Source organism: Micromonospora sp. NPDC002296, from assembly GCF_040296145.1.
Classification (GTDB): domain Bacteria; phylum Actinomycetota; class Actinomycetes; order Mycobacteriales; family Micromonosporaceae; genus Micromonospora.
On sequence record NZ_JBEOWQ010000048.1, the window covers coordinates 1 to 23,599 of the forward strand.

General features: G+C 72.9%; 20 protein-coding genes. 9 read left to right on the top strand and 11 right to left on the bottom strand.

Going from position 1 to position 23,599, the window contains the following annotated elements:
- Positions 1-526 precede the first annotated feature (526 nt).
- Together glgB and ABT023_RS25050 are read right to left on the bottom strand one after the other, a co-directional pair.
- Positions 527-2,629: a 1,4-alpha-glucan branching protein GlgB gene (gene glgB, locus ABT023_RS25045; protein ID WP_350888835.1), complete on the bottom strand. Its 2,103-nt coding sequence runs from the start codon at positions 2,627-2,629 to the stop codon at positions 527-529.
- Positions 2,617-4,710 carry an alpha-1,4-glucan--maltose-1-phosphate maltosyltransferase gene (locus tag ABT023_RS25050; protein ID WP_350888836.1) on the bottom strand — a complete coding sequence of 698 codons (2,094 nt, stop codon included), beginning with the start codon at positions 4,708-4,710 and terminating at the stop codon, positions 2,617-2,619. The genes glgB and ABT023_RS25050 overlap by 13 nt, the downstream gene beginning before the upstream one ends.
- A 387-nt stretch (positions 4,711-5,097) precedes the next feature.
- Here ABT023_RS25050 and ABT023_RS25055 point away from each other — a divergent pair, with 387 nt between their 5' ends.
- The gene (locus ABT023_RS25055) at positions 5,098-5,403 is read left to right on the top strand and encodes a hypothetical protein (RefSeq protein ID WP_350888837.1); all 306 of its coding nucleotides are present in this window, start codon (positions 5,098-5,100) and stop codon (positions 5,401-5,403) included.
- Positions 5,404-5,477: 74 nt separating this feature from the next.
- Positions 5,478-5,789 (top strand): hypothetical protein, encoded by a 312-nt coding sequence (locus ABT023_RS25060; protein ID WP_350888838.1) that lies wholly within the window; start codon positions 5,478-5,480, stop codon positions 5,787-5,789.
- A gap of 183 nt (positions 5,790-5,972) precedes the next feature.
- Here the strand turns inward: ABT023_RS25060 and ABT023_RS25065 are convergent, their stop codons facing one another.
- Positions 5,973-6,821 (bottom strand): SDR family oxidoreductase, encoded by an 849-nt coding sequence (locus ABT023_RS25065; RefSeq protein WP_350888839.1) that lies wholly within the window; start codon positions 6,819-6,821, stop codon positions 5,973-5,975.
- Positions 6,822-7,089: 268 nt separating this feature from the next.
- On the opposite strand from ABT023_RS25065, the gene ABT023_RS25070 reads away from it, so the two are divergent.
- Entirely contained in the window at positions 7,090-7,701 is a 612-nt protein-coding gene (locus tag ABT023_RS25070; protein ID WP_350888840.1) for a dihydrofolate reductase family protein, read from the top strand.
- Positions 7,702-7,817: 116 nt separating this feature from the next.
- Here ABT023_RS25070 and ABT023_RS25075 read toward each other — a convergent pair whose 3' ends face one another.
- Complete coding sequence (locus ABT023_RS25075) at positions 7,818-8,045, bottom strand: winged helix-turn-helix domain-containing protein (protein WP_350888841.1); 228 nt, start codon at positions 8,043-8,045, stop codon at positions 7,818-7,820.
- 117 nt (positions 8,046-8,162) lie between these two features.
- Complete coding sequence (locus ABT023_RS25080) at positions 8,163-8,390, bottom strand: GntR family transcriptional regulator (protein ID WP_350888842.1); 228 nt, start codon at positions 8,388-8,390, stop codon at positions 8,163-8,165.
- Positions 8,391-8,602: 212 nt separating this feature from the next.
- Here ABT023_RS25080 and ABT023_RS25085 point away from each other — a divergent pair, with 212 nt between their 5' ends.
- Together ABT023_RS25085 and ABT023_RS25090 are read left to right on the top strand one after the other, a co-directional pair.
- Entirely contained in the window at positions 8,603-8,800 is a 198-nt protein-coding gene (locus tag ABT023_RS25085; RefSeq protein ID WP_350888843.1) for a hypothetical protein, read from the top strand.
- A gap of 16 nt (positions 8,801-8,816) precedes the next feature.
- A complete protein-coding gene (locus tag ABT023_RS25090; RefSeq protein WP_350888844.1) occupies positions 8,817-9,968 on the top strand; it encodes a helix-turn-helix domain-containing protein in 1,152 nt (383 codons plus the stop codon).
- Positions 9,969-9,981: 13 nt separating this feature from the next.
- On the opposite strand, the gene ABT023_RS25095 is transcribed toward ABT023_RS25090, so the two are convergent.
- Both ABT023_RS25095 and glgA read right to left on the bottom strand, forming a co-directional pair.
- On the bottom strand, positions 9,982-10,497 hold the full coding sequence (locus ABT023_RS25095; RefSeq protein WP_350888845.1) for a DUF3592 domain-containing protein: 516 nt from the start codon (positions 10,495-10,497) through the stop codon (positions 9,982-9,984).
- Between the two features lie 42 nt (positions 10,498-10,539).
- Positions 10,540-11,754, bottom strand: a complete 1,215-nt coding sequence (glgA, locus tag ABT023_RS25100; protein ID WP_350888846.1) for a glycogen synthase — start codon at positions 11,752-11,754, stop codon at positions 10,540-10,542.
- A gap of 62 nt (positions 11,755-11,816) precedes the next feature.
- Between glgA and glgC the strand changes: the two genes are divergently transcribed.
- Together glgC and pgm are read left to right on the top strand one after the other, a co-directional pair.
- Positions 11,817-13,049, top strand: coding sequence for a glucose-1-phosphate adenylyltransferase (gene glgC / locus ABT023_RS25105; RefSeq protein ID WP_350888847.1), 1,233 nt, complete (start codon positions 11,817-11,819; stop codon positions 13,047-13,049).
- A gap of 66 nt (positions 13,050-13,115) precedes the next feature.
- Complete coding sequence (gene pgm / locus ABT023_RS25110) at positions 13,116-14,759, top strand: phosphoglucomutase (alpha-D-glucose-1,6-bisphosphate-dependent) (protein WP_350888848.1); 1,644 nt, start codon at positions 13,116-13,118, stop codon at positions 14,757-14,759.
- On the opposite strand, the gene ABT023_RS25115 is transcribed toward pgm, so the two are convergent.
- The 4 genes from ABT023_RS25115 to ABT023_RS25130 all read right to left on the bottom strand — a co-directional run bounded on the left by ABT023_RS25115 (position 14,746) and on the right by ABT023_RS25130 (position 20,907).
- Positions 14,746-15,516 carry a GNAT family N-acetyltransferase gene (locus tag ABT023_RS25115; protein WP_350888849.1) on the bottom strand — a complete coding sequence of 257 codons (771 nt, stop codon included), beginning with the start codon at positions 15,514-15,516 and terminating at the stop codon, positions 14,746-14,748. The genes pgm and ABT023_RS25115 overlap by 14 nt on opposite strands.
- Positions 15,501-16,145, bottom strand: a complete 645-nt coding sequence (locus tag ABT023_RS25120; RefSeq protein ID WP_350888850.1) for a sugar transferase — start codon at positions 16,143-16,145, stop codon at positions 15,501-15,503. Before ABT023_RS25120 ends, ABT023_RS25115 begins: the two co-directional genes overlap by 16 nt.
- Before the next feature lie 266 nt (positions 16,146-16,411).
- Complete coding sequence (locus ABT023_RS25125; RefSeq protein ID WP_350888851.1) at positions 16,412-19,522, bottom strand: M14 family metallopeptidase; 3,111 nt, start codon at positions 19,520-19,522, stop codon at positions 16,412-16,414.
- A 107-nt stretch (positions 19,523-19,629) separates the two neighbouring features.
- A complete protein-coding gene (locus ABT023_RS25130; RefSeq protein ID WP_350888852.1) occupies positions 19,630-20,907 on the bottom strand; it encodes a glycosyltransferase in 1,278 nt (425 codons plus the stop codon).
- A gap of 109 nt (positions 20,908-21,016) precedes the next feature.
- On the opposite strand from ABT023_RS25130, the gene ABT023_RS25135 reads away from it, so the two are divergent.
- Entirely contained in the window at positions 21,017-22,144 is a 1,128-nt protein-coding gene (locus tag ABT023_RS25135; RefSeq protein ID WP_350888853.1) for a glycosyltransferase, read from the top strand.
- Between the two features lie 3 nt (positions 22,145-22,147).
- A complete protein-coding gene (locus ABT023_RS25140; RefSeq protein WP_350888854.1) occupies positions 22,148-23,473 on the top strand; it encodes a glycosyltransferase family 4 protein in 1,326 nt (441 codons plus the stop codon).
- Positions 23,474-23,599: the final 126 nt, after the last annotated feature.

Below are 23,599 nucleotides of genomic sequence, written 5' to 3' on the forward strand. Positions count from 1 at the left end.
CCCGATACGCCAAACGGGCCTCTCTCTACCGATCCAGCCTGGTCCTCATCGCCGCCATCATCTGGCTTCCATGATCGACAGGACAGGCCCTAGGCCGACCTGACGAGGCACTACTACAGGCCTGGCGTCCAGGTGCTGGAATGCAGACGGGTTACGCCCGCTCGTCCCTTTGCTCTGCTGCCGTCACTGCAACACCAGCACCGCGCAGCCGCTTCATGTCGTAGGCCAGCACAGACGAACGGCAGGAAGCGTCGCGCTCCGCGCGCGTTGCACGGGGGGCAGCAGAGCAAAGGAGGCGCTTGCAGGTGCCACCGGCAGATCGGCGACGGACGTCGAAGCCTGCGTCGACATCAGCGCAGGTGCGGGGAGTTCGCCCGACGGGTCGTCTCACCGGTCGGCGAACGATGATGACCGAATGCCCTCCACCGACATACGCGATCAGCTCACGGATTGGCGCGTCACGCCGCGGCGGCAGGTTGGAATCGGCGGAAGCCGGCGGTGGGGCGAATCCCGACTGACGCTCGCCTCAGTCGCGGCGCAGCCAGAGCGCGCCGAGCGGCGGCACTCGTAGTGCCACGGATGCCGGCAGGCCGTGCCAGGGCACGTCCTGCGCGTGCACCTCGCCCAGGTTGCCCACCCCCGACCCGCCGTAGTGGTGGGCGTCGGTGTTGAGCACCTCCGTCCACGTGCCGGCGGCGGGCAGCCCGATCCGGTAGTCCTCCAGCGGCAGGGCGGAGAAGTTCGCCACACAGACCAGGGTCGCGCCGTCGGGGGCGATCCGGATGAACGACACCGTGTTGTGGGCGACGTCGTCGCCGGCGAGCCAGCGGAAACCGGCCGGTACGGTGTCCTGCGCCCACAGCGCCGGGGTGTCCCGGTAGACGCGGTTCAGGTCGCCGACGAGGCGCTGCACGCCGGCCCGCGCCGGGTCGTGCAGCAGGTACCAGTCGAGGCCGCGTTCCTCGCTCCACTCCCGGTCGTCGCCCAGCTCGCAACCCATGAACAGGAGCTGCTTGCCCGGGTGCGCCCACATGTACGCCAGCAGGACGCGGGTGTTGGCCAGCCGCTGCCAGGTGTCCCCGGGCATCTTGGCGGCGAGCGAGCCCTTGCCGTGCACCACCTCGTCGTGGCTGATCGGCAGCACGAAGTTCTCGCTCCAGGCGTACGCGAGGGAGAAGGTGAGCTGATGGTGGTGGTGCTGCCGGTGAATCGGGTCCTTCGAGGTGTAGAGCAGGGTGTCGTGCATCCAGCCCATGTTCCACTTGAACCCGAAGCCGAGCCCGCCGTCGGCGGTCGGCCGGGTCACCCCCGGCCAGGAGGTGGACTCCTCGGCGATCATCACCACCCCGGCGTGGTGCTTGTAGACGGTGGCGTTGACCTCCTGCATGAGGGCGATCGCCTCCAGGTTCTCCCGGCCGCCGTGCTCGTTGGGCAGCCACTGCCCCTCGGGGCGGGAGTAGTCCAGGTAGAGCATCGAGGCGACGGCGTCGACCCGCAGCCCGTCGACGTGGAACTCGTCGCACCAGTACAGCGCGTTGGCGACCAGGAAGTTGCGCACCTCGCGGCGGCCGAAGTCGAACACGTACGTGCCCCAGTCGGGGTGCTCGCCTCGGCGCGGGTCGGGGTGCTCGTACAGCGGGGTGCCGTCGAACCGGCCCAGGGCCCACTCGTCCTTGGGGAAGTGCGCCGGCACCCAGTCCAGGAGCACCCCGATCCCGGCGGCGTGCAGGGTGTCGACGAGGTGCCGGAAGTCGTCGGGGTCGCCGAACCGGGACGTGGGCGCGTAGTAGCCGGTCACCTGGTAGCCCCAGGAGCCGCCGAACGGGTGCTCCATCACCGGCATGAACTCCACGTGGGTGAAGCCCAGCTCGGTGACGTACGCGGTGAGCTGCTCGGCCAGCTCCCGGTAGCCGAGGCCGGGCCGCCACGAGCCGAGGTGCACCTCGTACACGCTCATCGGCTCCTGGTGCGGCTGCCGCCGCGCGCGTCGCGCCAGCCAGTCGGCGTCGTTCCACTCGTACGTCGAGCGGTGCACCACCGACGCGGTGGCCGGCGGCACCTCCGCGTACGCGGCCAGGGGGTCGGCCTTGTCCCGCCAGTGCCCGTCGGCACCGAGGATCCGGTACTTGTACCGCGCGCCCTCGGGCGCGTCGGGAACGAAGATCTCCCACACCCCGCTGGAGCCGAGCGAGCGCATCGGCCAGCCGTCGTCCGGGCCCCAGCCGGTGAAGTCGCCGATCACCCGCACGCCGCGCGCGTTGGGCGCCCACACGGCGAACGCCACGCCCCCGTCGCGGACCCGGGCGCCGAGCGCCTCCCACAGCCGCTCGTGCCGCCCCTCGCCGATCAGGTGCAGGTCCAGCTCGCCGAGGGTGGGCGGGTGACGGTACGGGTCGTCCTGCACCGCGCCGTCGACCTCGACCCGGTAGTCGAGCACCTCACCCGGCAGGACGGCCTCGAAGACGCCGGCGTCGTGCACCCGGTGCATTTCGTGCCGCTCGCCGTTCACCAACAGGGCCACCTGCGCCGCGCCCCGGCGCAGGGTGCGGATGGTGGTGCGCCCGTCGGCGGGGTGCGCGCCGAGCACGGCATGCGGGTCGTGCGCCGCGCCGGCGATCAGCTGGTCCATCGTGCGTCGTCCTTGTCAGCCGCAGCGGTGGGGGCGGTGCCCCCGGAGAGTTCGGAGGGCACGTCCTGCACGGTCAGGTCGGGCGCGGCCGGCGCGGCCGGTTCCACCGGGGGCGGGACCGGCCGGCGCACCGTGAACACGTGCGCGGGTTGCAGGTACGGGTCGAGCCGTACCGCGTTGTGCTGCCCCCAGTCGTAGGCGGCGCCGGTCAGCTCGTCGTGCACGGTGAACCGCTCGTGCCAGTCGAGGCCCAGCGCCGGCATGTCCAGGGTGGTGTTGCCCCACTGCACGGCCTGCGAGTCGAACGAGCAGACCACGATCACCGCGTTGCCGGTGTCCGGGTCGTGCTTGGACCAGCACAGCAGCGCCGGGTTGTCGATGTCGTGGAAGACCAGGTTGCGCAGCCGGTGCAGGGCCGGGTTGTCGCGCCGGACCCGGTTCAGGGTGGCGACGAAGGGGGCCAGCGAGCGCCCCTGCGCCTGCGCGTCCGCCCAGTCCCGGGGGCGCAGCTCGAACTTCTCGTTGTCCAGGTACTCCTCCGCGCCGGGGCGGGCGGTGTGCTCGAACAGCTCGTAGCCGGCGTACATGCCCCAGGAGGGGGAGAGCAGCGCGGCCAGCACCGCCCTGATCTTGAACATCGGCGGGCCGCCGTGCTGCAACGTCTCGTGCAGGATGTCCGGCGTGTTCGGCCAGAAGTTCGGCCGCATGTGGTCGGCCGAGGCGACCAGCTCCTCGCAGTACTCCCGCATCTCGGCCGGCGTCGTGCGCCAGGTGAAATACGTGTACGACTGGGTGAAGCCGATCTTGCCGAGCCCGTGCATGATCGCCGGCCGGGTGAACGCCTCGGCGAGGAACAGCACGTCCGGTTCGACCTTCTTGACCTCGGCGATCAGCCAGTGCCAGAAGTCCAACGGCTTGGTGTGCGGGTTGTCCACCCGGAAGATCCGGATCCCCTCGCCGATCCAGTGCAGCACCACCCGCAGGATCTCCGCCCGGATGCCCTCCGGGTCGTTGTCGAAGTTCACCGGGTAGATGTCCTGGTACTTCTTCGGCGGGTTCTCCGCGTACGCGATGCTGCCGTCGGCCCGGGTGGTGAACCACTCCGGGTGCTCGGCCACCCACGGGTGGTCGGGGGCGCACTGCAACGCCAGGTCCAGCGCCACCTCCAGGCCCTGCTCGGTGGCCGCGGCGACGAAGTCGCGGAAGTCCTGCGGCGTACCCAGGTCGGGGTGGATGGCGTCGTGGCCGCCCTCGGCCGCGCCGATCGCCCACGGCGAGCCCACGTCGTCGGGGCCGGCGGTGAGCGTGTTGTTGCGGCCCTTGCGGTTGACCCGGCCGATCGGGTGGATCGGCGGCAGGTAGAGCACGTCGAAGCCCATCGCCGCGACCCCGGGCAGCCGGTCCCTCGCCGTGACGAACGTGCCGGAGCGGGCCGGGGCGTCGACCGTGGCCGGGACCGCGCCCTCCGAGCGGGGGAAGAACTCGTACCAGGCGGAGAAGAGCGCCCGGGGGCGGTCCACCCAGAGCCGGTGCTCCTCCCCGGTGGTGACCAGCTCCCGCACCGGGTACGCCCAGAGCAGGTCGGCCAGGCCCAGGGCCGGGGCGACCCGCCGGGGCAGGTCCAGCCGCTCGTCGCGCAGTGCCGCCACCGCCGCCGTCACCCGGTCGGCGTCGTCGGCCGGCACGAGGTACACGGCCGCGGTCAGCACCCGCGCGCCCTCGGCCAGGTCGTTGGCCAGCTCCGCCGCGCCCTGGCCGGCGGCGACCTTCTTGGTCACCGCGTTCTGCCAGGTCAGGTACGGATCCTGGAACGCCTCGACGGCGAAGGCCCACGCGCCGACTGCGTCGGGGCGGATGGTGGCGTGCCAGCGGTCCTGGCCGGGCTCGCCGGGGCGCATCCGGGTGAACGGCCGGGCCTTGCCGTCGGGGCCGAGCCAGACCACGTTGCAGCCCAGCGCGTCGTGCCCCTCCCGGTAGGCGCGCGCCGACACGGGCACCGCCTCGCCGACCACCGCCTTGGCCGGGTAGCGACCGCAGGAGACGACGGGGGAGACGTCTTCGATCGGGAACCGTCCAGTCACTCCGCCAACCTACTGTGCGAGATCGTCTCGCGCGCGGCCAAGCGGCCACCGGCACCCGCCCCGGCTCACCCGGCCTCGCCGGAAGCATCCGAGTTTTGTGGCGACGGCCTGCGGTATCGGCGCGGCTGCCGGAGTTGTCGTCGGGTTCGTCGGAGCAGGCCCAGAAGGGTTGATTGGCTGCACCGTCGGCACTGGATGGGTGCTGATCCACGCCGGGTACTCGGGGCTCGATTAACAAGGAGGCGATGTATGGCGCGACAAAATGACAAAGCGGTGACTGCGCCAGAATTGCGTCGGTCCGGTGGCTGCGGGGAGCTCTTGTTGCCAGAACATCACGGTGTGCGTAGGGTCGAGTCGAGCATTGACCGATCGCAATGTGGAGGCAGGATGGACCGGCTAAAGTCTCGTACCGTGGCCCTACTGACAAGTGCCGCACTCGCCAGCCTGGGTGCCGTCGCGGTTCCCGGCGCTGCTCAGGCCGGCTATTACCAATACCGCAAGTGCTCGAATGCGGCCTCGCTCTCCTTCTTTGTCGACAGCACCTCTTCGACCACGAAGTGGCCGCACCAGATCGGATTCAACAACGAGATGTACGCGGCCCAGGAGGCCAACGGCCGCTACCACGTCTCCCTCTGGGACACCTCCGGCAACACCAACGGCTGGGTCAGCACGGCCTGGGTCCGAGCCTGCTGAAGGGCCGACCCACGGCATCCGCCGCGACACCGGCGCGGCCTGGACACCCACAACCCGACGACGCGGAGGCACCCATGAGTACGACCAGCAAGCGTGCGCTCGCCCTTCTGACGGCGACCGCCCTGACCAGCCTCGGCGCGACCGTGGCGACCGGCGGCGCCGCGCAGGCGGGCTACTACCAGTACAGCAAGTGCTCCACCGCCACCACCCTGTCCGTGTTCGTGGACAGCACCTCGTCCACCACGAAGTGGCCGCACTCGGTCGGCTACAACACCCGGATGTTCGCGGCGCAGGAAGCCAACGGCCGCTACCACGTCTCCCTCTGGAACGACAGTGGCGACACCAACGGTTGGGTCAGCACCGCCTGGGTCCGGCCCTGCTCGTAGCCCTCGGCGTGGCCTAGCCCAGCCCGGATCAACCTGAACGCCCTCCGCCTCGGTGACGCATGCGTCGACGCGGAGGGCGTTGTTGGAAGGGGTGAGCCTCGGTCGCGTGACGCGGTTCGGCGACCAGGCCCTCAGGCCACGACGAGGGCCGGGTTGCTCCAGGCTCGCCCGCCGTCGGTCGGGTCAGTGCCGGGTGGCCCGCCAGGCCTTGGCGCGGTGCAGGTAGCGGATCACTCCGGCCGGGCCGGTGGAGGCGGGCCAGTCGTCGGTGCGGAAGTAGGCGTCGGAGCCGCCGTCCAGGAAGATCACCGAGCCGCAGAGGAAGTCGGCGGCCGGCGACAGCATGAACGCCACCCACTCGCCGACGTCCGCCGGCTTGCCGCGTCCGCCGATCGGCACAGCCAACTGCTCGACCGACTCCTTCTCGCCCCGGGCGATCTGCTCGTCGAGCAGCGGCGTGGCGATGATGCCGGGAGCGAGGACGTTGACCCGGATGCCGGCGCCGGCCCACTGCGGCGAGATCGCGCTGCGCCGCGCCCACCGCGTCACCGCCATCTTCGAGCTGGCGTACGCGAAGGGCGCCGAGCGTTTGCCGAAGCGCCCCACCACACGCAGCGCCTTGTCGGGGTTCCGGCTGAGCAGGGCCCGCACGGCGCCCTCCGGCACCATCGGGGTGAGCGTGACGGAGTTCGAGCCGAACACCACGACCTTGCTGTTGCCTGCTGCGGCCAGCGCGGGCCGCCACGCCTCCAGCAGATCCACGACGCCGAAGAAGTTGACCTGCTGCACGACGCGGTCCCGCCCCGGGATGCCACCCAGCCCGGCCGCGCAGACCGCGCCGTCGAGCCGGCCGGCGACGCGCTCCAGCACCTCGGCCGCCGCTGCCGCGCGCCCTGTCGGCGTGGACAGGTCGGCGATGACCTCGACATCCCGCAGGTCGACGCCGATGACGGTGTGCCCGTCACGGCGCAGCCGCTCGGCGGCAGCCCTGCCCATGCCCGAGGCGGCGCCCGTCACCGCGTACGTACCCATGTCGGTTCCTTCCCGTCTGCCAGCAGCCGGTCCAACCCGGCAGGTTCAGTCTCGCCGGATGCCGGCGCGCGGTGGTCGCTTCGGCCTGAAAGCCGGCCTGCGGCGTGACGCCGACCGGCGAGACTGTCGGACGGGTGCGCGAGGATGCGGCCAGGTCGTACCCGGACGTGGTACGGCTGGACCGTCCACCGCGACGAGCTGCTCGCGGGGTGCTTCGACCGCGTCCGGCGCACCTGTCACTGCTGACATACTCGAAAGGATCATGGCGATGGCCAAGGTTGTCTCCACGCTGTTCATCTCGGCCGACGGGGTAGCCGAGATCGACCCCGACTGGCACCTGCCGTACTTCGACGAGAACATGGGCCGCGCCGTCGGCGAGGACTACGAGACCGCCGACGTGCTGCTCATCGGCCGCGAGACCTACGGCAGCTTCGTCGGAGCCTGGCCCGACCGCGAGGCCGCGGGCGGGGACGACGCGGCGTTCGCCAAGCAGCTCGGAGACATGCGCAAGGTGGTCGTCTCGCGCCAGCGGCTGGAGTTCTTCTGGCGGAACTCCGAGCTGATCCAGGGCGATCTCGTCGACGCCGTCACCGTCCTCAAGGCCGACACCGGCATCAGGGGCATCGTCATCCCCGGGTCGATCTCCGTGGTGCAGCAACTGCTCGCCGCAGGGCTGGTCGACGAGCTGCGCCTGCTGGTGCATCCGGTGGCGGCGCGTAAGGGACGCAAGCTCTTCGACGACGGTGACGTGCCGTACCACCTGCGGGTGGTGGCGACGGAGGCGTTCCCGACGGGCGTGATCCGCGTGAACTACTCGCCGACCGCCGCACCCGCGAAGGTCGGCTACGACGACGTCAAGGCCCAGGTGCCCGCTGGATAGCCGTCACGCCCTCGCGCTTGAGGGGTCCCGCCATGATCGTCTGCTGATAACCGGCACGACACGCCGGCAGAGTTGTCCGTGACCAGCAGACGATCGAGGGCAGCCTGCGACGGGCCTCAGGCGGGCGGTTCCGGTGCCACGAACGAGCCCTTGCCCTGGTGCACCTCGATCCAGCCCCGCTCGTCGAGGATCCGCAGGGCCAACCTGATCGGGCTGGCGGACGAACTGTACTGCCGGGCGAGTTCGGCGATCGTCGGTAGCTTGTCGCCGGGCCTGATTGTGCCGCTTCGGATCGACGCGGTGACGTCCTCGATGAGCTGTTCGTACACAGGCTTGCGCGGCATGGTCGACCACCTCTCGTCAGCCTGGCCAGAATCGCACCGAGCGCCACGCGGCGTGGCCCCGTGCCGACGTGTTGGCTGGACAGCGGGGATCGGCGGGGACGACGTTGTTGAGCCGGTCTAGGCGGGCGGTGCCGCCGCGACGTAGAGGCCGGCGCCCTGCACGCCGACGATGATGCCCTGTGCCTGGAGCAGCATCACCGCCCGCTGGACGGTGGAGACACTCGCGGAGTAGAGCTGGGCCAACTCGGCGTACGTGGGGAGTCTTGTCTCCGGCGGGTACTCGCCCTGTTGGATGCGGGCGTGCAGGTCGGCGGCTATCTTTCGATAGCCCATCGGGATGGTCATGGGTGCTGTCTCCGTTCGGCAGCCCGATTTGACCACGCCACCTCATTCTGTTCAACCTCTTCATTGACTTTAGTACCAATGAGACTTAGCGTGATGGTCGTGGCGCTCTCCGTTCGGCGACGGTGCGCCCCTGCCGGGCGAGGCCATTGGTCCACCCGACCCAACTCGCCTCGCCCGGCATTCCTACGACTCCAATCCCCGAGGAGGCACAGATGCACGAGCGTCCGCTCGACGGGCCGCTGCCGGCGGCGTACCCGGTTGCGGGTGCCCCGCCGCGGCAGCCCGACGGGGACCGGGTGCCCTGTCCGTCCCGCCCGGACCGCGCGACCCTCACCCGGCGGCAGTACGCCTACGGCCTCACGGTCGCGCTGGTCGTACTCGTGCTGCTCCTGCTCGGGATCTTCGGGTGAGCGGGACGGGCCGGCGGTGAACGAGCTGCCGGTGGGCCGCCGCGTCGCCCAGTGGCGGTTGCGGCGGAACATGACCCAGCAGCAGTTCGCCGACCGCCTCGGCAAGTCGAAGAGCTGGGTGGACAAGGTCGAGCGTGGGGCGCGCCGGCTGGAACGGGTGTCCAGCCTCCGGGAGGTCGCCGAGGCGCTCCGAATCGACCTGGAGGTCCTGCTGGCGGAGCGACCCGGGCGGCCGGACCCGGCAGCCGCCGGGCTGGAGGGGGTGCGGGCCGCCCTGGCCCGGTACCACGTCGAGGCTGCGACCCGGCCGTCCGACATCGCGGAGTTGCGCGCCCGCCTCGACCACGCGGAGCTGACCTACCGGCACGCCCGGTACCCGGAGCTGCTCGCCCGGCTGCCCGGCCTGCTCGACGCCACCCGTGCGGCGCGGGCCGCCCGCCCCGGCCGGGCGGCCGACGACGTACTGATCGACGTGTACGGACTGGTCGCCCTGGTGCTCGTGAAGGTCGACCAGGGGGAGCTGGCCTGGCTGGCCGCCGACCGGGGGATGGCCGCCGCCGTGGCCACGCACGACCCGTGGGCGGTCGCCGTCGCCACCGTGCCGCTGGCCCAGGCCCTGCGGTACGGCGGCCGGCGACAGTCCGCGATGCAGGCCGCCGTCGTCGCCGCGCACCGCATCACGCCGCCCCGGACCGGTGATGCTCCCTCGGGCGACCCGTCCCTGCGCGGCACGCTGCTGCTTCAGGCCGCCCTCGCCGCAGCCGGCCGGGGAAACGAGAGCGTCGCCCGCGAGTTGCTCGACCGGGCCGAGGGAGTTGCGGACGGGGGCTTCGGCCGGGCGGCGGTCGAGGCCGCGCGGGTGGTGGCCGAGTCCGCCCTCGGGGACGTCGCGGCGGCGACGGCACGGCACGGGCGGCTGACGGCCGGCGACGAGTGGCGGTGGCTGCCGCCCGAGCACCGGGCCGCGTACCTCGTCGACGCCGCCCGCGCGTACGCGCAGACGGGCGACATGCTGCGGGCGGGCCGGGCGCTGCTCGACGCCGAGCGCACCGCCCACGGCGAGGTGCACGACCGGCCACCGGTACGGGACCTGGTCGCCGTCGTGGCACGCTCCGCCGCCGCCCCGTCCGACCTGGTTCGGCTCGCCGCCACCCTGCACGTAACCTGATCCCAGCCTGCCGTCAGGCGAAGTGGCACCCGGACCGCCAGTCCTCGGCGTTCTCGCGCCACATCGACCAGGTGCGCCGCAGGAACACGCCACCGCCCGATCCCAACGCCACAACCAGGCCGATCTCAACCCACGCCGTGAGGTAGTCGTCGCCGATGCGCACGTCGCGCACGATCGAGTCGGGCGAGGCGGGGTCGTAGAGCACGGTGGCCGCATCGCCCACCCGAGGCCGTGGATTCCAGTAGTAGTCGGTGATCTGGGTGACGACGTGGCGGCCGTCGGCGGTGGTGAACTCGGCCACCACGTACGAGTCCCGCTGAAGGCCGTGCACTTCCAGCACCGTCGCCGAGGCGCGCACGCCGTACGTGTTCAACCGGTGCGTGCGGTATGCCGAGTCGATCCCGAGCAGCAGGAACGCCACGGCTCCGAGCAACAGGACCACGAGGCTGAGCAGGGGGTGGCGCAGCCAGTACCCGGGCAGCCAACGGCTGCGCAGCCGGTTCGGCACACGTCTTCTTCGCCAACCCATGCCGCCATCCTGCCGGCCGCCGGCAAGAGGGGCCTTGCTGCCTTACCCCAACAGCGAGCGGTAGAGGTCTAGGGTGCGGGCGGCGATGGCGTCCCAGGAGAAGTGCGCGACGGCGCGGCGTCGCCCGGCCCGGCCCAGCTCGGCGGTCTTCACCGGGTCGGCGAGCAGGGTGTTGATCGCCGCCGCCAGGTCGGCCACGAAACGGTCCGGGTCCAGCGGGCGGCCGGAGCCGTCGGTGGCCTGCTCGATGGGTACGAGCAGCCCGGTCTCGCCGTCGGCGACGACCTCGGGGATGCCGCCGGTGGCGGTGGCCACCACCGCCGTCTCGCAGGCCATCGCCTCCAGGTTGACGATGCCCATCGGCTCGTAGACCGAGGGGCAGGCGAAGACCGTGGCGTGGGTGAGCACCTGGATCACCTCGGGCTTGGGCAGCATCTCGGCCACCCAGACCACCCCGGACCGGTTCGCCCGCAGCTCGGCCACCAGGCCCTCCACCTCGGCGGCGATGTCGGGGGTGTCGGGGGCCCCGGCGAGCAGCACGAGCTGGGTGCCGGCCGGCAGCTCCCGGGCCGCCCGCAGCAGGTAGGGCAGCCCCTTCTGCCGGGTGATCCGCCCCACGTACACGACGCTCGGGCGGGTCGGGTCGATGCCGAGCCGGTCCATCACGTCGGTGCCGGTGTCCGGGGCGTACTGGACGGTGTCGATGCCGTTGTGGACCACCCGCACCCGGTCCGGGTCCACCGCCGGGTACGCCGCCAGCACGTCCGCGCGCATCCCCGCGCTCACCGCGACGATGGCGTCGGCGGCCTCGTACGCCGTGCGCTCGCACCAGGAGGACAGCGCGTAGCCGCCGCCGAGCTGCTCGGCCTTCCACGGCCGCAGCGGCTCCAGGCTGTGCGCGGTGACCACGTGCGGGACGCCGTGCAGCAGCTTCGCGGTGTGCCCGGCGAGGTTGGCGTACCAGGTGTGGCTGTGCACCACGTCGGCCCCGGCGCACCCGGCGGCCATCTCCAGGTCGACGCCCATGGTGCGCAGCGCGGCGTTCGCGCCGGCCAGGCCGGCCGGCTCGGCGTACGCGGTGACGCCCGGCTCGGTGCGCCGCGCCCCGAAGCAGTGCACCCGCACGTCGGCGAGTCGGCGCAGCTCCCGGGCGAGGTACTCGACGTGCACCCCGGCCCCGCCGTACACCTCCGGCGGGTACTCGCGGGTGAGCAGATCGACGCGGAGTGTTCCGGTGGCCGGGGAGGAGTCGGTCATGCCCGCACCCTAGTGCAGCCGTCCGAGTGGTGAAGTGGCACGCGGGTGGTTAGCGTCTGTTCATGGCTGACAAGGTGCTCGCGATCGTCCTGGCCGGTGGGGAAGGCAAGCGCCTGATGCCGCTCACCACGGACCGGGCCAAACCGGCCGTTCCGTTCGGCGGGATGTACCGGATGGTCGACTTCGTCCTGTCCAATCTCGCCAACGCCGGCTTCATCAAGATCGTTGTGCTGACCCAGTACAAGTCCCACTCACTGGACCGGCACATCACCAAGACGTGGCGGATGTCGACCCTGCTCGGCAACTACGTCACGCCGGTGCCGGCGCAGCAGCGCCGCGGGCCGTGGTGGTTCGCCGGGTCGGCCGACGCCATCTACCAGAGCTTCAACCTGGTCCACGACGAGCAGCCGGACTACGTGATCGTCTTCGGCGCCGACCACATCTACCGGATGGACCCCCGGCAGATGGTGGACGACCACATCGCCTCCGGCGCCGGGGTGACGGTCGCGGGCATCCGCCAGCCGCTGTCGATGGCCGACCAGTTCGGCGTGATCGAGGTCGGCGAGGACGGCCGGCGCATCCGGGCGTTCCGCGAGAAGCCCACCGACGCGGCCGGGCTGCCCGACGCGCCGGACCAGATCTACGCCTCGATGGGCAACTACGTGTTCACCACGAAGGTCCTCCTGGAGGCCGTCGAGCGGGACGCGGAGGACAAGACCAGCAAGCACGACATGGGCGGCAGCATCATCCCGATGCTGGTCGAACGGGGCGAGGCGAACGTCTACGACTTCCGCGACAACGAGGTGCCCGGCAGCACCGACCGAGACCGCGGCTACTGGCGGGACGTGGGGACGCTCGACTCGTTCTACGACGCGCACATGGACCTGATCAACGTGCACCCGGTGTTCAACCTCTACAACTTCGAGTGGCCCATCTACACCGAGCAGCCGCCGTACCCGCCTGCGAAATTCGTCCACCAGTGGGGCGAGCGGGTCGGCCGGGCCGTGGCGTCGATGGTCTCGCCCGGCGCGGTGATCTCCGGCGGCCTGGTGGAGAACTCGATCGTCTCGCCGAAGGTCAAGGTGCACTCCTGGGCGCACGTCGACGGCGCGGTGCTGATGGAGGGGGTCGAGATCGGCCGGCACGCCGTGGTCCGCCGCGCCATCCTGGACAAGAACGTCGTCGTCCCCGAGGGTGCCGAGATCGGTGTCGACCTGGAGAAGGACCGGCAGCGCTACACCGTCTCCGACAACGGCATCGTGGTGATCGGCAAGGGCCAGCGGGTCGAACCCTGAGTCACGTGTGACCCCGGCCGTCTCCGGGAAAGAGTCAGCGTCCGTCCCGTACCTGGAGGTTGCGCAGTGGCCCACCCCCGTGCCGGTCAGCCCGCCGAGCCCGCCGACCTGGTCGACGTGCCCCGGCTGGTCACCGCCTACTACGCCGAGCACCCCGATCCGGACGACCCGACGCAGCAGGTGTCCTTCGGCACCTCCGGGCACCGGGGGTCGAGCCTGCGCAACGCGTTCAACTCCGACCACATCCTCGCCGTCACCCAGGCGCTCTGCGACTACCGCCGGGAGCAGGGCCTCGACGGCCCGCTCTTCCTCGGCCGGGACACCCACGCGCTGTCCGCCCCGGCGGCCGTCGACGCGCTGGAGGTGCTCGCCGCCAACGGGGTCACCGTGCTGCTGGACAGCCGCGACGGCTACACCCCCACCCCGGCGGTGTCGCACGCCATCCTCGCCCACAACCGGGGCCGCACCGCCGGCCTGGCCGACGGCATCGTGATCACCCCGTCGCACAACCCGCCCGACGACGGCGGGTTCAAGTACAACCCGACCAACGGCGGTCCGGCGGACACGGACGTCACGAGGTGGATCCAGGACCGGGCGAACGCGATCCTCGCCGCCGGGCTCAAGGAGGTGCAGCGCATCCCGTACGCGCGGGCCCGCGCCGCCGACACCACCGGCGAGTACGACTTCCTCGCCCGCTACGTCGACGACCTGCCCGCCGTGGTCGACCTCGACGCCGTTCGGGACGCCGGGGTGCGCATCGGCGCGGACCCGCTCGGCGGGGCCAGCGTGGCGTACTGGGGGGAGATCGCGCAGCGGCACCGCCTCGACCTCACGGTGATCAACCCGACGGTCGACCCGACGTGGCGGTTCATGACCCTCGACGGCGACGGCAAGATCAGGATGGACTGCTCGTCGCCGAACGCGATGGCGTCGCTGATCGCGGCCCGCGCCGACTACCAGGTCTCCACCGGCAACGACGCCGACGCCGACCGGCACGGCATCGTCACCCCCGACGGCGGCCTGATGAACCCCAACCACTTCCTGGCGGTGGCGATCGGCCACCTGTTCCGCACCCGGTCGCAGTGGGGCCCGGCCGCCGCCGTCGGCAAGACCCTGGTCTCCTCCTCGATGATCGACCGGGTCGCCGCCGACCTCGGCCGGCCGCTGCTGGAGGTGCCGGTCGGGTTCAAGTGGTTCGTGCCGGGCCTGCTCGACGGGTCCGTCGGCTTCGGCGGCGAGGAGAGCGCGGGGGCCTCGTTCCTGCGGCGCGACGGGAGCACCTGGACCACCGACAAGGACGGCATCCTGCTCTGCCTGCTCGCCTCGGAGATCATCGCGACCACGCAGAAGACGCCCAGCCAGCACTGGGCCGAGCTGGCCGAGCGGTTCGGCGCCCCCGCGTACGCCCGGATCGACGCCCCGGCGAGCCGGCAGGAGAAGGCGGTGCTCGCCAAGCTCTCCCCGGACCAGGTGACCGCGACCGAGCTGGCCGGCGAGCCGATCACCGCGACGCTGACCACCGCCCCGGGCAACGGCGCGGCGATCGGCGGGCTCAAGGTGACCACCGCGTCCGGCTGGTTCGCCGCCCGCCCCTCCGGCACCGAGGACGTCTACAAGATCTACGCCGAGTCCTTCCAGGGCCCCGACCACCTGGCCCGGATCCAGCAGGAGGCGCGGGAGCTGGTCTCGGCGGTGCTCAGCCGGGCGTGACGGGCCGGAGCATCCTGGTGAACCGGGCGAAGCCCTCGCCGTCCCACCCGTCCCGGACGGCCCAGGCCCGGGTGGCGCCGAGCGGCCCGGCGAGCGTCGTGGCGAGCCCGCCGGCCTCCGGGCCGGCGGGCACCCGCAGCGTCGGACCGACCGCCCGGACGGTCACCGGGCCGGCGGCGGTGAGCACCCGCAGGTCGCCGAAGCCGTAGGCGGCGCGGTGGGCGGCGAAGGCCGGCCAGTCGGCGAAGCGGGGTCCGGAGCCGGCCCCCGCCGCGATCGGCACCTCCGCCCAGGAGCTGTGCGACCGGCCGGCGAAGCCGAAGCGCCGGTACAGCCGCCGGGCGCCGGCGTTGTCGCGCGACACGTCCAGGGCCAGCGCGGCGCACCGCAGCCGGCGGGCCAGCCGCAGGCCGTCGGCCAGCAGCGCGCCGCCCAGGCCCGACCCCCGCATCCCCTGGGCCACCGCGATCCCGTTGAGCAGCAACTGCCGCCCGAGCCACCGCCAGTCCGCCACGGCCAGCACGTTCGTGCCGTCCCGCACGCAGCGCAGCAGGACGGTGCGGGAGCCGGCCGGAGGGGCCAGCGCGGCGGACAGGAACGCGGCGTACCCGGGCGCGTGGTACGGCACCAGCCCCGCGCAGTCGGCCGGGATCGCCTCGGCCAGCAGCCGGGTGACCGGGCTCAGCGCCGGGTCGGTGGGCCCGTCGAGGGCGGTGACCCCCGCGGTGACCCCCGCGGCGGTCAGGACGGCAGGCACGTGAGCTGCCGCTCCTGGTCGAGGTCCAGCATGTGCGCGGACGGGTCGAGGACGACGCCGGTGCCCCGCAGCACCTTTCCGACCGTCCGGACCAGGATCCACAGGTCCAGCCGCAGCGACCACTCGTCGACGTAGCGGGTGTCCAGGGCGAGCCGGTCGTCCCAGGCGAGGGTGTTGCGCCCGCTGATCTGTTGCAGGCCGGTCAGCCCGGGCGGCATGAGGAAGCGTCGCCGCTCCCGGTCGGTGTACCAGGGGTCGTAGCGGGGCAGCAGGGGCCGCGGGCCGACCAGGCTGAGGTCCCCGCGCAGGACGTTCCAGAGCTGGGGCAGCTCGTCGATGCTGAGTCGACGCAGGACGGGACCGACCCCCCGGCAGCGGACCCCGTCGGGCAGCAGTGCGCCGTCGGCGTCGCGCTCGTCGGACATCGTCCGCAGCTTGTAGATCCGGAACGGCCGTCCGTGCCGGCCGGTCCGGACCTGGCTGAAGCACACGGGCGGGCCGAACTGGGCCAGCACGAGCAGCGCGGCGACCGCCACGACCGGCGCGGTGAGCACCAGCACGGTCAGCGCCAGCAGCACGTCGACGGCGCGCTTGACCCGCAGTTGGGCGGGCGAGGGACACCCGCTCACCGGGCGGTTACCGATCCCCGTGGTGTCGCCAGCTCCCGGCGAACGTTCACGTTCCGACCTCCCAGGACTCGGCGGTGAACAGACCGAATCGTGTTTCTACCAGCCTTGGGAGGCTTTTGTATGATGTTTCCGATTTCTGGTCTCGTGCCGTTTCCCGGAACGGCGTGTCGACCCCGGGCACGCCGGGCGGACACACGGGTGCGCCGGCGGCATCCCACCACCGGCGCACCCGTCACCCGGTCAGCGGCGCCCCGCGCCGCGCGACATCACCGGCGGGAACCGCCGAGCAGGTGGGTCAACGACCGGGCCACCAGATCGTTGCGGGCGGCCGGGGCCAGCCCCTCCAGGCCGAAGCCGAGGTAGACGGTGTCCCGGGTGACCACCGCCGCCCCCTCCTCGAACGCCTGCTGGCTGCGGGACCAGTCGTTCGCCCCCGGCGCGGAGCCGGGCGGCGGGCCGGCCACCGTCCAGCCGCCCAGGTCGGCGGCCTCGAACGAGGTCTCGCTGACCGTGGCGCCGTCGACGATCACCCGGGCGTCGTCGAGGAAGACGCCGAGCCCCTGGGTGCCCCAGTCGGAGACGGACGAGATGGAGACCTCGACCTTCTTGCCCGCGTACGCCGACAGGTCGACCGCGAACTCCTGCCAGCCGCCGGAGGCGCCGGTGGCGGCGTGCCAGCTCCCGGTGCTACCGGTGGGGGAGCAGTCGGGGCCCTGGTAGTGGGCCAGGAACGGGTGCAGCTCGTTCGCCCAGCCGGCCTCGCAGCTCTCGCCGGTGGCGGTGCCGGTGTGTCCGTTGGCGTCCGGCAGGGTGGTCCAGTCGTCGCTGCCCACCTCGTGCGCCTCGACGGTCAGGAAGTCCCAGTTCTCCTCGATGTCGTAGGAGGTGAAGAAGCGGAGCTGGGCGCTGCCGGCCGAGGTCAGGTCGACGGTCCGGGTGAGCCGCTTGTACGACTCGTCGGCCCGGCCGCTGTACAGGTACCACGCGCCGGTGCGCGGGTCGAACGGCGCGCTGCCCGGGCGGACCCAGTCCACCGTGGCGGCCCCGCCGAACTGCGGGAACTCGTCCGGCGGCAGGAAGCTCGACGTGGTCAGGAACGACGCGGTGTGGTCCTGGTTGCCGGCCGAGCCGTCGGCGTTGAGCCGGCCGGCGAACCCGGTGAAGGCCCCGGCGGACCCCTGGACCGGGTACGGCGTCCCGTCGGCGTCGCCGCCCCCGCCGCTGACGTACGTGTACGCCCCCAGCCAGTACTGCTGGAAGTCGTTGAGCACCGGCAGGCAGGTGGCGTCGTCCGGGTCGGTGCACTCCGGCGGGGCGTCCGGGCGGTACAGGTAGGAGCCGTTCGCGGCCTGGGCGAACAGCGCGTACTTGCCGCTGACCAGCACCTTGCCGCCCTCGTTGAGGTAGTCGCGCACCGCCAGTTCGGTGGTGAGCGCGGCCTCGGCCGTGGTGCCGCCCACCTGGCCGGGGGCGCGCAGGATCACGTCGTCGCCGGTCTCCCAGACCACCGCCCGGTAGTGCGACAGCACGCCCAGCGGGTGCGGCGCGCGGCGGCCCACCGCGTCGAAGTCGTACACGTCGCTGCTGCGCCCGGCGGCGCTCAGCGCGGCGGCGACCTCGTCGGCGTACTTCGCCGTGGTGGCGTCCTGGACGGGGCTCAGCCCGGTGACGTCCTCCATCGCGAGGACCAGCACGTCCCCGCCGACGTCGGTGTGCACCCGGTAGGTGAACCGCTCGCTGGCCACCGGGCCCTTGCGCGGCTTGACCCCGGTGAACCAGACCTCGACCCGGTCGCCGGGTCTCGTGCCGGTCACCGTGCCGCGCTGCTCGGCGTACCAGACGTTGTTGGTGTCCCCGTACCGCTCGCCGCCGCGCCACTCGCGGACCTTGACCGTCCTGGGTCGTCCGCCGTTGACCACGTAGTGCATCCGCACGTCGCGCAGCGCCCGGCGGGCGATCGTGGCCACCTGCTGGGTCCGCCCGTACGAGGTGTCGAAGGCGTCCACCACGAAGTCCGGGGTGCTGCGGCCGACCACCGACACCGGCTCGTCCGGGTCGGCCGCCGACTTCGCCACGGCGAGGGCGAACGGCAGGTTCTTGGCCACCTCGGCGGAGATCAGCTTCTCGTCGTCGGGGAAGATGAAGCCGCTGACGCAGTCCTCCGGCCGCCACTGGTCGTCCGGGTCGACGGCGGAGGCCGTCTCGCAGGTGGACATCTCCGGGGTGAAGCCGAGCGTGCCGTAGCGGACCTGGGCGTGCGAGTCGGTGTCGCCGTTGGTGGTGTACAGCTCGGCGGAGAGGTCCGGGTCGTAGCCGGGCACCGCCGGGTTCGCGTCGTCGCCGGCCATCGCCTGGTAGATCACGTCGTCGGGGGTGGGGGTGCTCACCTGCCAGCCGGCGCCGTAGAGCAGCAGTTGGGCCGCCGAGTGGTAGTTGACGAAGAACTCGAAGCCGACCCGCCGGAACAGCCGGTCCAGCGCCTTCGTCTCCGGCTCCGAGCCGGCGGCGGTGCCCCGGTAGGTGTCGCTGTTCGGCTCCGGCGAGGAGCCCTCGTTGTCGTACCCCCACCGGTAGCCGAAGTTGCGGTTCAGGTCGACGCCGTCGGCGGTGGTGATCCGCCCGTCGCCGTCGTTGTCCCGCAGGTTCTTGCGCCACAGCCGGTTGCCGGGGGTGAACGTGTGGTCGTAGCCGTCGGGGTTGGCCACCGGCAGGAACCACAGCTCGGTGGTGTTCAGCAGCCGGGTGATCCCGGCGTCCGTGCCGTAGTTGTCGAGCACGTGGTGCAGCAGCCGGCGGGTCATCTCCGGGGTGATCCACTCCCGGGCGTGCTGGCTGCTGGCGTACAGCACCGCCGGGCGCTTCCCGTCCGGCACCGTCCGGGCGTCGCGGGTGACCTTGACCGCGAGGATCGGCTTGCCCTGCACCGTGCGGCCGATGGTCTCCACCTTGGCCAGCTTCGGGAAGCGGGCGGCGGTGGCCGTCAGCTCGTCCCGGATGCCGCCGGCCTCGCTGTACGACCGGAACGCCGACCACCCGGCGGCGGCCTGCTCGCGCAGTGCCTGGGAGGCGTCCCGGCCGTGCACCCGCTTCACGGCCAGCCGGACGCCCTGGCCGGCGAGCCGGTCCGCCTGCCGCCGGCTCAGCACCGTCTCCACGCGGGTCGCCCCGGCCCCGTCGGTGCCGCGCTGGTCGTGGCCGAGGTCGACCCCGGCCGCCCGCAGCTTCTCCCGCTGCTCCGGCGTGACCGTGCCGACGTACACCTCCAGGCCGTCGCGGCCGGCGGGGTCCGACGGTGGCCGGGCGCCCGCCGGCGGGGTCAGCGCCAGCGCGCCGACCAGTGTCAACACGCCGGCTATCGCCAGCCGTGCCTTCTTCATCCGCGCTCCTCGGTGTGCAGGGACCTGTAGCGCGAGCCTTCTGTGATGCGGCACGCATGTCAATGCCTCAATGTGCTGTCGGGTTGGCGTGGTGATGACCCGCCCGGTCAGCGGTTGATGCCGGCCGAGCCGGCCGCGCTGGCGGACCTCGCCGGGACGCCGTCGGGGGCGGCCCCCGGGCCGGCGACGAACGCGCTGACGACCGGGGCCCACAACCGGTAGTCGAAGGACCCGGCCCGTTCCCGGGCGGCCCGGCTCATCGCCCGCCAGGCGGCGTCGTCGAGGGACAGGGCGCGGACCAGCCCGTCCCGGACGTCGTCGGCCGTGGGCCCGGCGAGCACCAGCCCCTCCCGGCCGTCCACGACGTACCGTCCCAGGTCGCTGGTGGAGTTCAGCAGCACCGGGCACCCGGCGGCGAGGCTCTCCGGCACCTTCGAGGGGAAGCCCGCCTGCGCGTACCCGGCCAGGGGGCGCACCAGCAGGGAGAAGTGCGACCGGCGCAGCTCCGCCAGCACCCGGTCGCGGGGCACCCGGCCGAGGAAGGTGATCCGGTCGGCCAACTCCGTGAGCAGGCCCTCGTCGAGGTCCGACAGGCTCGCCGCCCGCTCCCGGTCGAAGCCGGCGATCACCAGGTGGACCCGGTCCCGCTCGGCCCGGGGTAGCCCCCGCATGCCCGCCAGCACCACCGACAGCAGGTCCTTCGGCCCGGCCGAGCCGGCGTAGAGCAGCCGGACCCCCTCGGCGATCGGGGGAGGCGACGCCGCAGCGGTGTGCTCGGCGAGGTCGACCTGCGGCGGTACGACCAGGGTCGGCAGTCCACGCCGGACGAAGTGCCCGGCGATCGTCTCGGACACGGCGATCACCCGGTCGGCGAGCCGGCCGGCCAGGAACAGGCTCCACCGGTGCCGCAGGAAGTAGGGGGTGAGCCGGCCCCGGGGGAACTGCTCCGGGTCGTGGCGTTCGAGCACGTCCACCGTCACCGGGCAGCGCGTCGCGGCGCGCAGCACCGCCCAGGTGGTGAGGTCCCACAGGTTCACCGGCAGATGGACGCCGGTCAGGTCGCGGGGCCGCACGCCGGCCCGCCGCAGCTCGGCCAACACCCGCAGCGGCCGGGCACGCCGGCGCAGCCAGCGCGCCAGCGGCCCGTGGGTGCCCCCGCCGAGGGAGATCAGCCGTACGCCCGGAGGCAGGGGCGGGTCGGTGGGCGGCCGGGTCCCGTCAGCCGGCCAGTCGTTGACCACCAGGGTGGGCGTGCCGGGCGGCGTGGCGGACCGGGCGAGCTGGAGCAGCCGGTTGGACATCGCGTCGCCGTGCGGGAACCGGAAGGCGGCCAACGCGAGCAGCCGTGGCGGCGGGACGGTGTCCACTTCAGATGATGTCGGCATATTCCCCATCTTTGCGTGTCTGCAACTTGTGCCCGATAGATCGGTTTAGTGTAGGCACTCCGGCGGGGCAGGGCCCTGCCTCCTGCCTGGCGCGTCGATAGGAGCGGGTGTGGACCTGAGCACTGACCTCGCCGGTAGCGGTCGCGCGGGGCCCGGGACCCGCACCCGTCCCGTGGTGGTGCAGCACTCGGCCGGGACGCCAGGCGCGAACGGGCCGCTCACCGCCGTCGAACGGGTGCTCGCCTCCCGGCTGGCCGACCGGTACGACTTCGTCCGGATGCACCAGACCAGCGGGAACGGCGCGCTCAACGTCGGCCTGCTGCGGGACTGGGTCGCCCTGCTGCGCCGGGTCCGGCCCGACCTGGTGCACGTGCGTGGGCTGCAGAACGAGGGGTTCCACGGCGTCCTCGCCGCCCGGCTGGCCGGCTGCCGGCGGGTCCTGGTCACCGTGCACGGGACCGTGCGGGACCTGCGCCGCACCGACCGCCCGATGCGCCGCGCGCTGCTGGTGCGCGGCGCCGAGCCGCTGACCCTGCGGGCGGCCAGCCACGTCGCGACCGTCTGCGAGTACGCCGCCGGCCGGGACTTCCTGCGCGGCTGCGCCGACCGGTTCCTCGGCGTCATCCCGAACGGGGTGCCCGTGCCGGCGCGGCCGGACGCGGCCCGGGACCGGGTCCGCGCCGATCTCGGGCTGCGCCCCGACGACCTGGCGATGATCGTGGTGGCCCGGCTGACCTGGGAGAAGGGCTTCGGCGTGCTGGCCGAGGCGCTGCGCCGGCTACCACCGGCCCCGGACCGCCCGGTGCTGCTGGTGGCCGGCGACGGCCCGGCCCGCGCCGACGTCGAGGCTGCCCTGCGGGGTGCCGGCACGGCGCGGGTACGGATGCTCGGCAACCGCGCCGACGTGCCGGACCTGCTCTGTGCCGCCGACCTGTTCGTCTTCCCCACCCTGCACGAGAACCTGTCCAACGCCCTGCTGGAGGCGATGGCCCACGGGCTGCCGGTGGTGGCCTCGGCGGTCGGCGGCAACGTGGAGGTGCTGCGCGACGGCGGCGGGCGGTTGGTGCCGGCCGGCGACCCGACGGCGTTGGCCGACGCGCTCGCCGCGCTGCTGGGCGACGCCGCGACCCGGGCGCGGCTCGGCGCGCGGGCCCGCCGCACGGTCGTCGACCGGTACAGCCTGGACGCGATGCTCGGGGCGCTGGACACGGCGTACCAGCGGATCCTGGCGGGCTGAGCGGTGCCGGCCGGCGACGCGTGTGACCGGGAGGTGCCGCCCCGGGTCGTCCTGCTCGGCTTCACGCTGCCCGACGAGTCGCTGGACCGGGTGATGGCCGGGGACGCCGTCCACTCCACCCAGACCCACGCCTTCGCCTGGGGGCTGGTGAGGGCGTTGTGCGACGCCGGCTGCCCGGTCCGGCTGCTGTCCGCCGCCCCGGTCTCCACCTACCCCCGCAACCCCCGGATCCGGTACCGGAGCGCCCCGTTCCGTCACGCCGGGGTGGACGGCCAACTCCTCGGCTTCGTCAACCTGCTCGGCCTCAAGCACCTCACCCGGTTCGGCGCGGCCTGCCGGCGGGGCTCCCGGATGCTGCGGGAACAGCCCGCCGACGTGCTGTTGGTCCACGGGGTGCACACGCCGTTCCTCTGGGCCGGCCTGGTGCTGGGCCGGCTGCGCGGGGTCCGGGTCGTGCCGGTGCTGACCGACCCGCCGGGGGTGCCGCTGCCGCACGAGGGCCGGCTGGTCCGGCTGCTGCGGTCCGTGGACGTCGCGCTGGTCCGGGCCGCCCTGCGCCGGTGCGCCGGCGTGGTCGCCCTGACCGGACCGCTCGCCGAGGACTTCGCGCCCGGCCGTCCCCGGCTGGTGCTGGAGGGGATCTGCGCCCCGCCGGTCGGGGTCCGGCCCCGGGTGGCCGTCGCCGTCCGGCAGATCGTGTACGCGGGCGGGCTCAGTCGCGCCTACGGCGTGGACCGCCTGGTCGAGGCGTTCCGCGGGCTGCCGGCACCGGACCTGCGGCTGTGCGTCTTCGGCCGGGGCGAGTTGGAGGGGTGGCTGCACGAGCAGGCCGCGCTCGACCCGCGCGTCGCGCCACCACGGCTGCTGGACCGCGGCGACTTGGCCGGGTGGCTCGCCGGGGCGGCGGTACTGGTCAACCCCCGGCCGGTCGACCAGCACTTCGTGCCGTACTCGTTCCCGTCCAAGCTCATCGAGTACCTCTCGGCGGGGGTCCCGGTGGTGACCACCCGGCTGCCCGGCATCCCCGCCGACTACGACCCCCACCTGGTGTACGCCGACGACGACAGTGCCGCCGGGCTCCGGGACGCGATCCGGCGCGTGCTGGAGCTGCCCCCGGCGACGCCCGCCGCGCTCGGCGCGGCGGGACGGGCCTTCGTCGCCGAGACCAGGAGCCCGGCCGCGCAGGGCCGCCGGCTGCGGGCGTTCCTCGGCGTGCTCGGTTCCGCCGCCGGCCGGATCGACGCCGGCGGGCACCGGGGCGCCCGGCAGCCGGCCGGCGGGCGTGGGGCGGAGCGGCAGCCGCTGACCGCGCCCGAGCCGCGACCGTGAGCCGGGCCGGACGGCCGACTCGTCCTCCGTCCCTTTTGCAGTAACTTGCCGGATCGGCGGTCGTTGTTCAGCGGGTGGCCCGGTACGCGCCGGCCGCCGCCGTGCAGACCGACCAGTGCTGGGGGA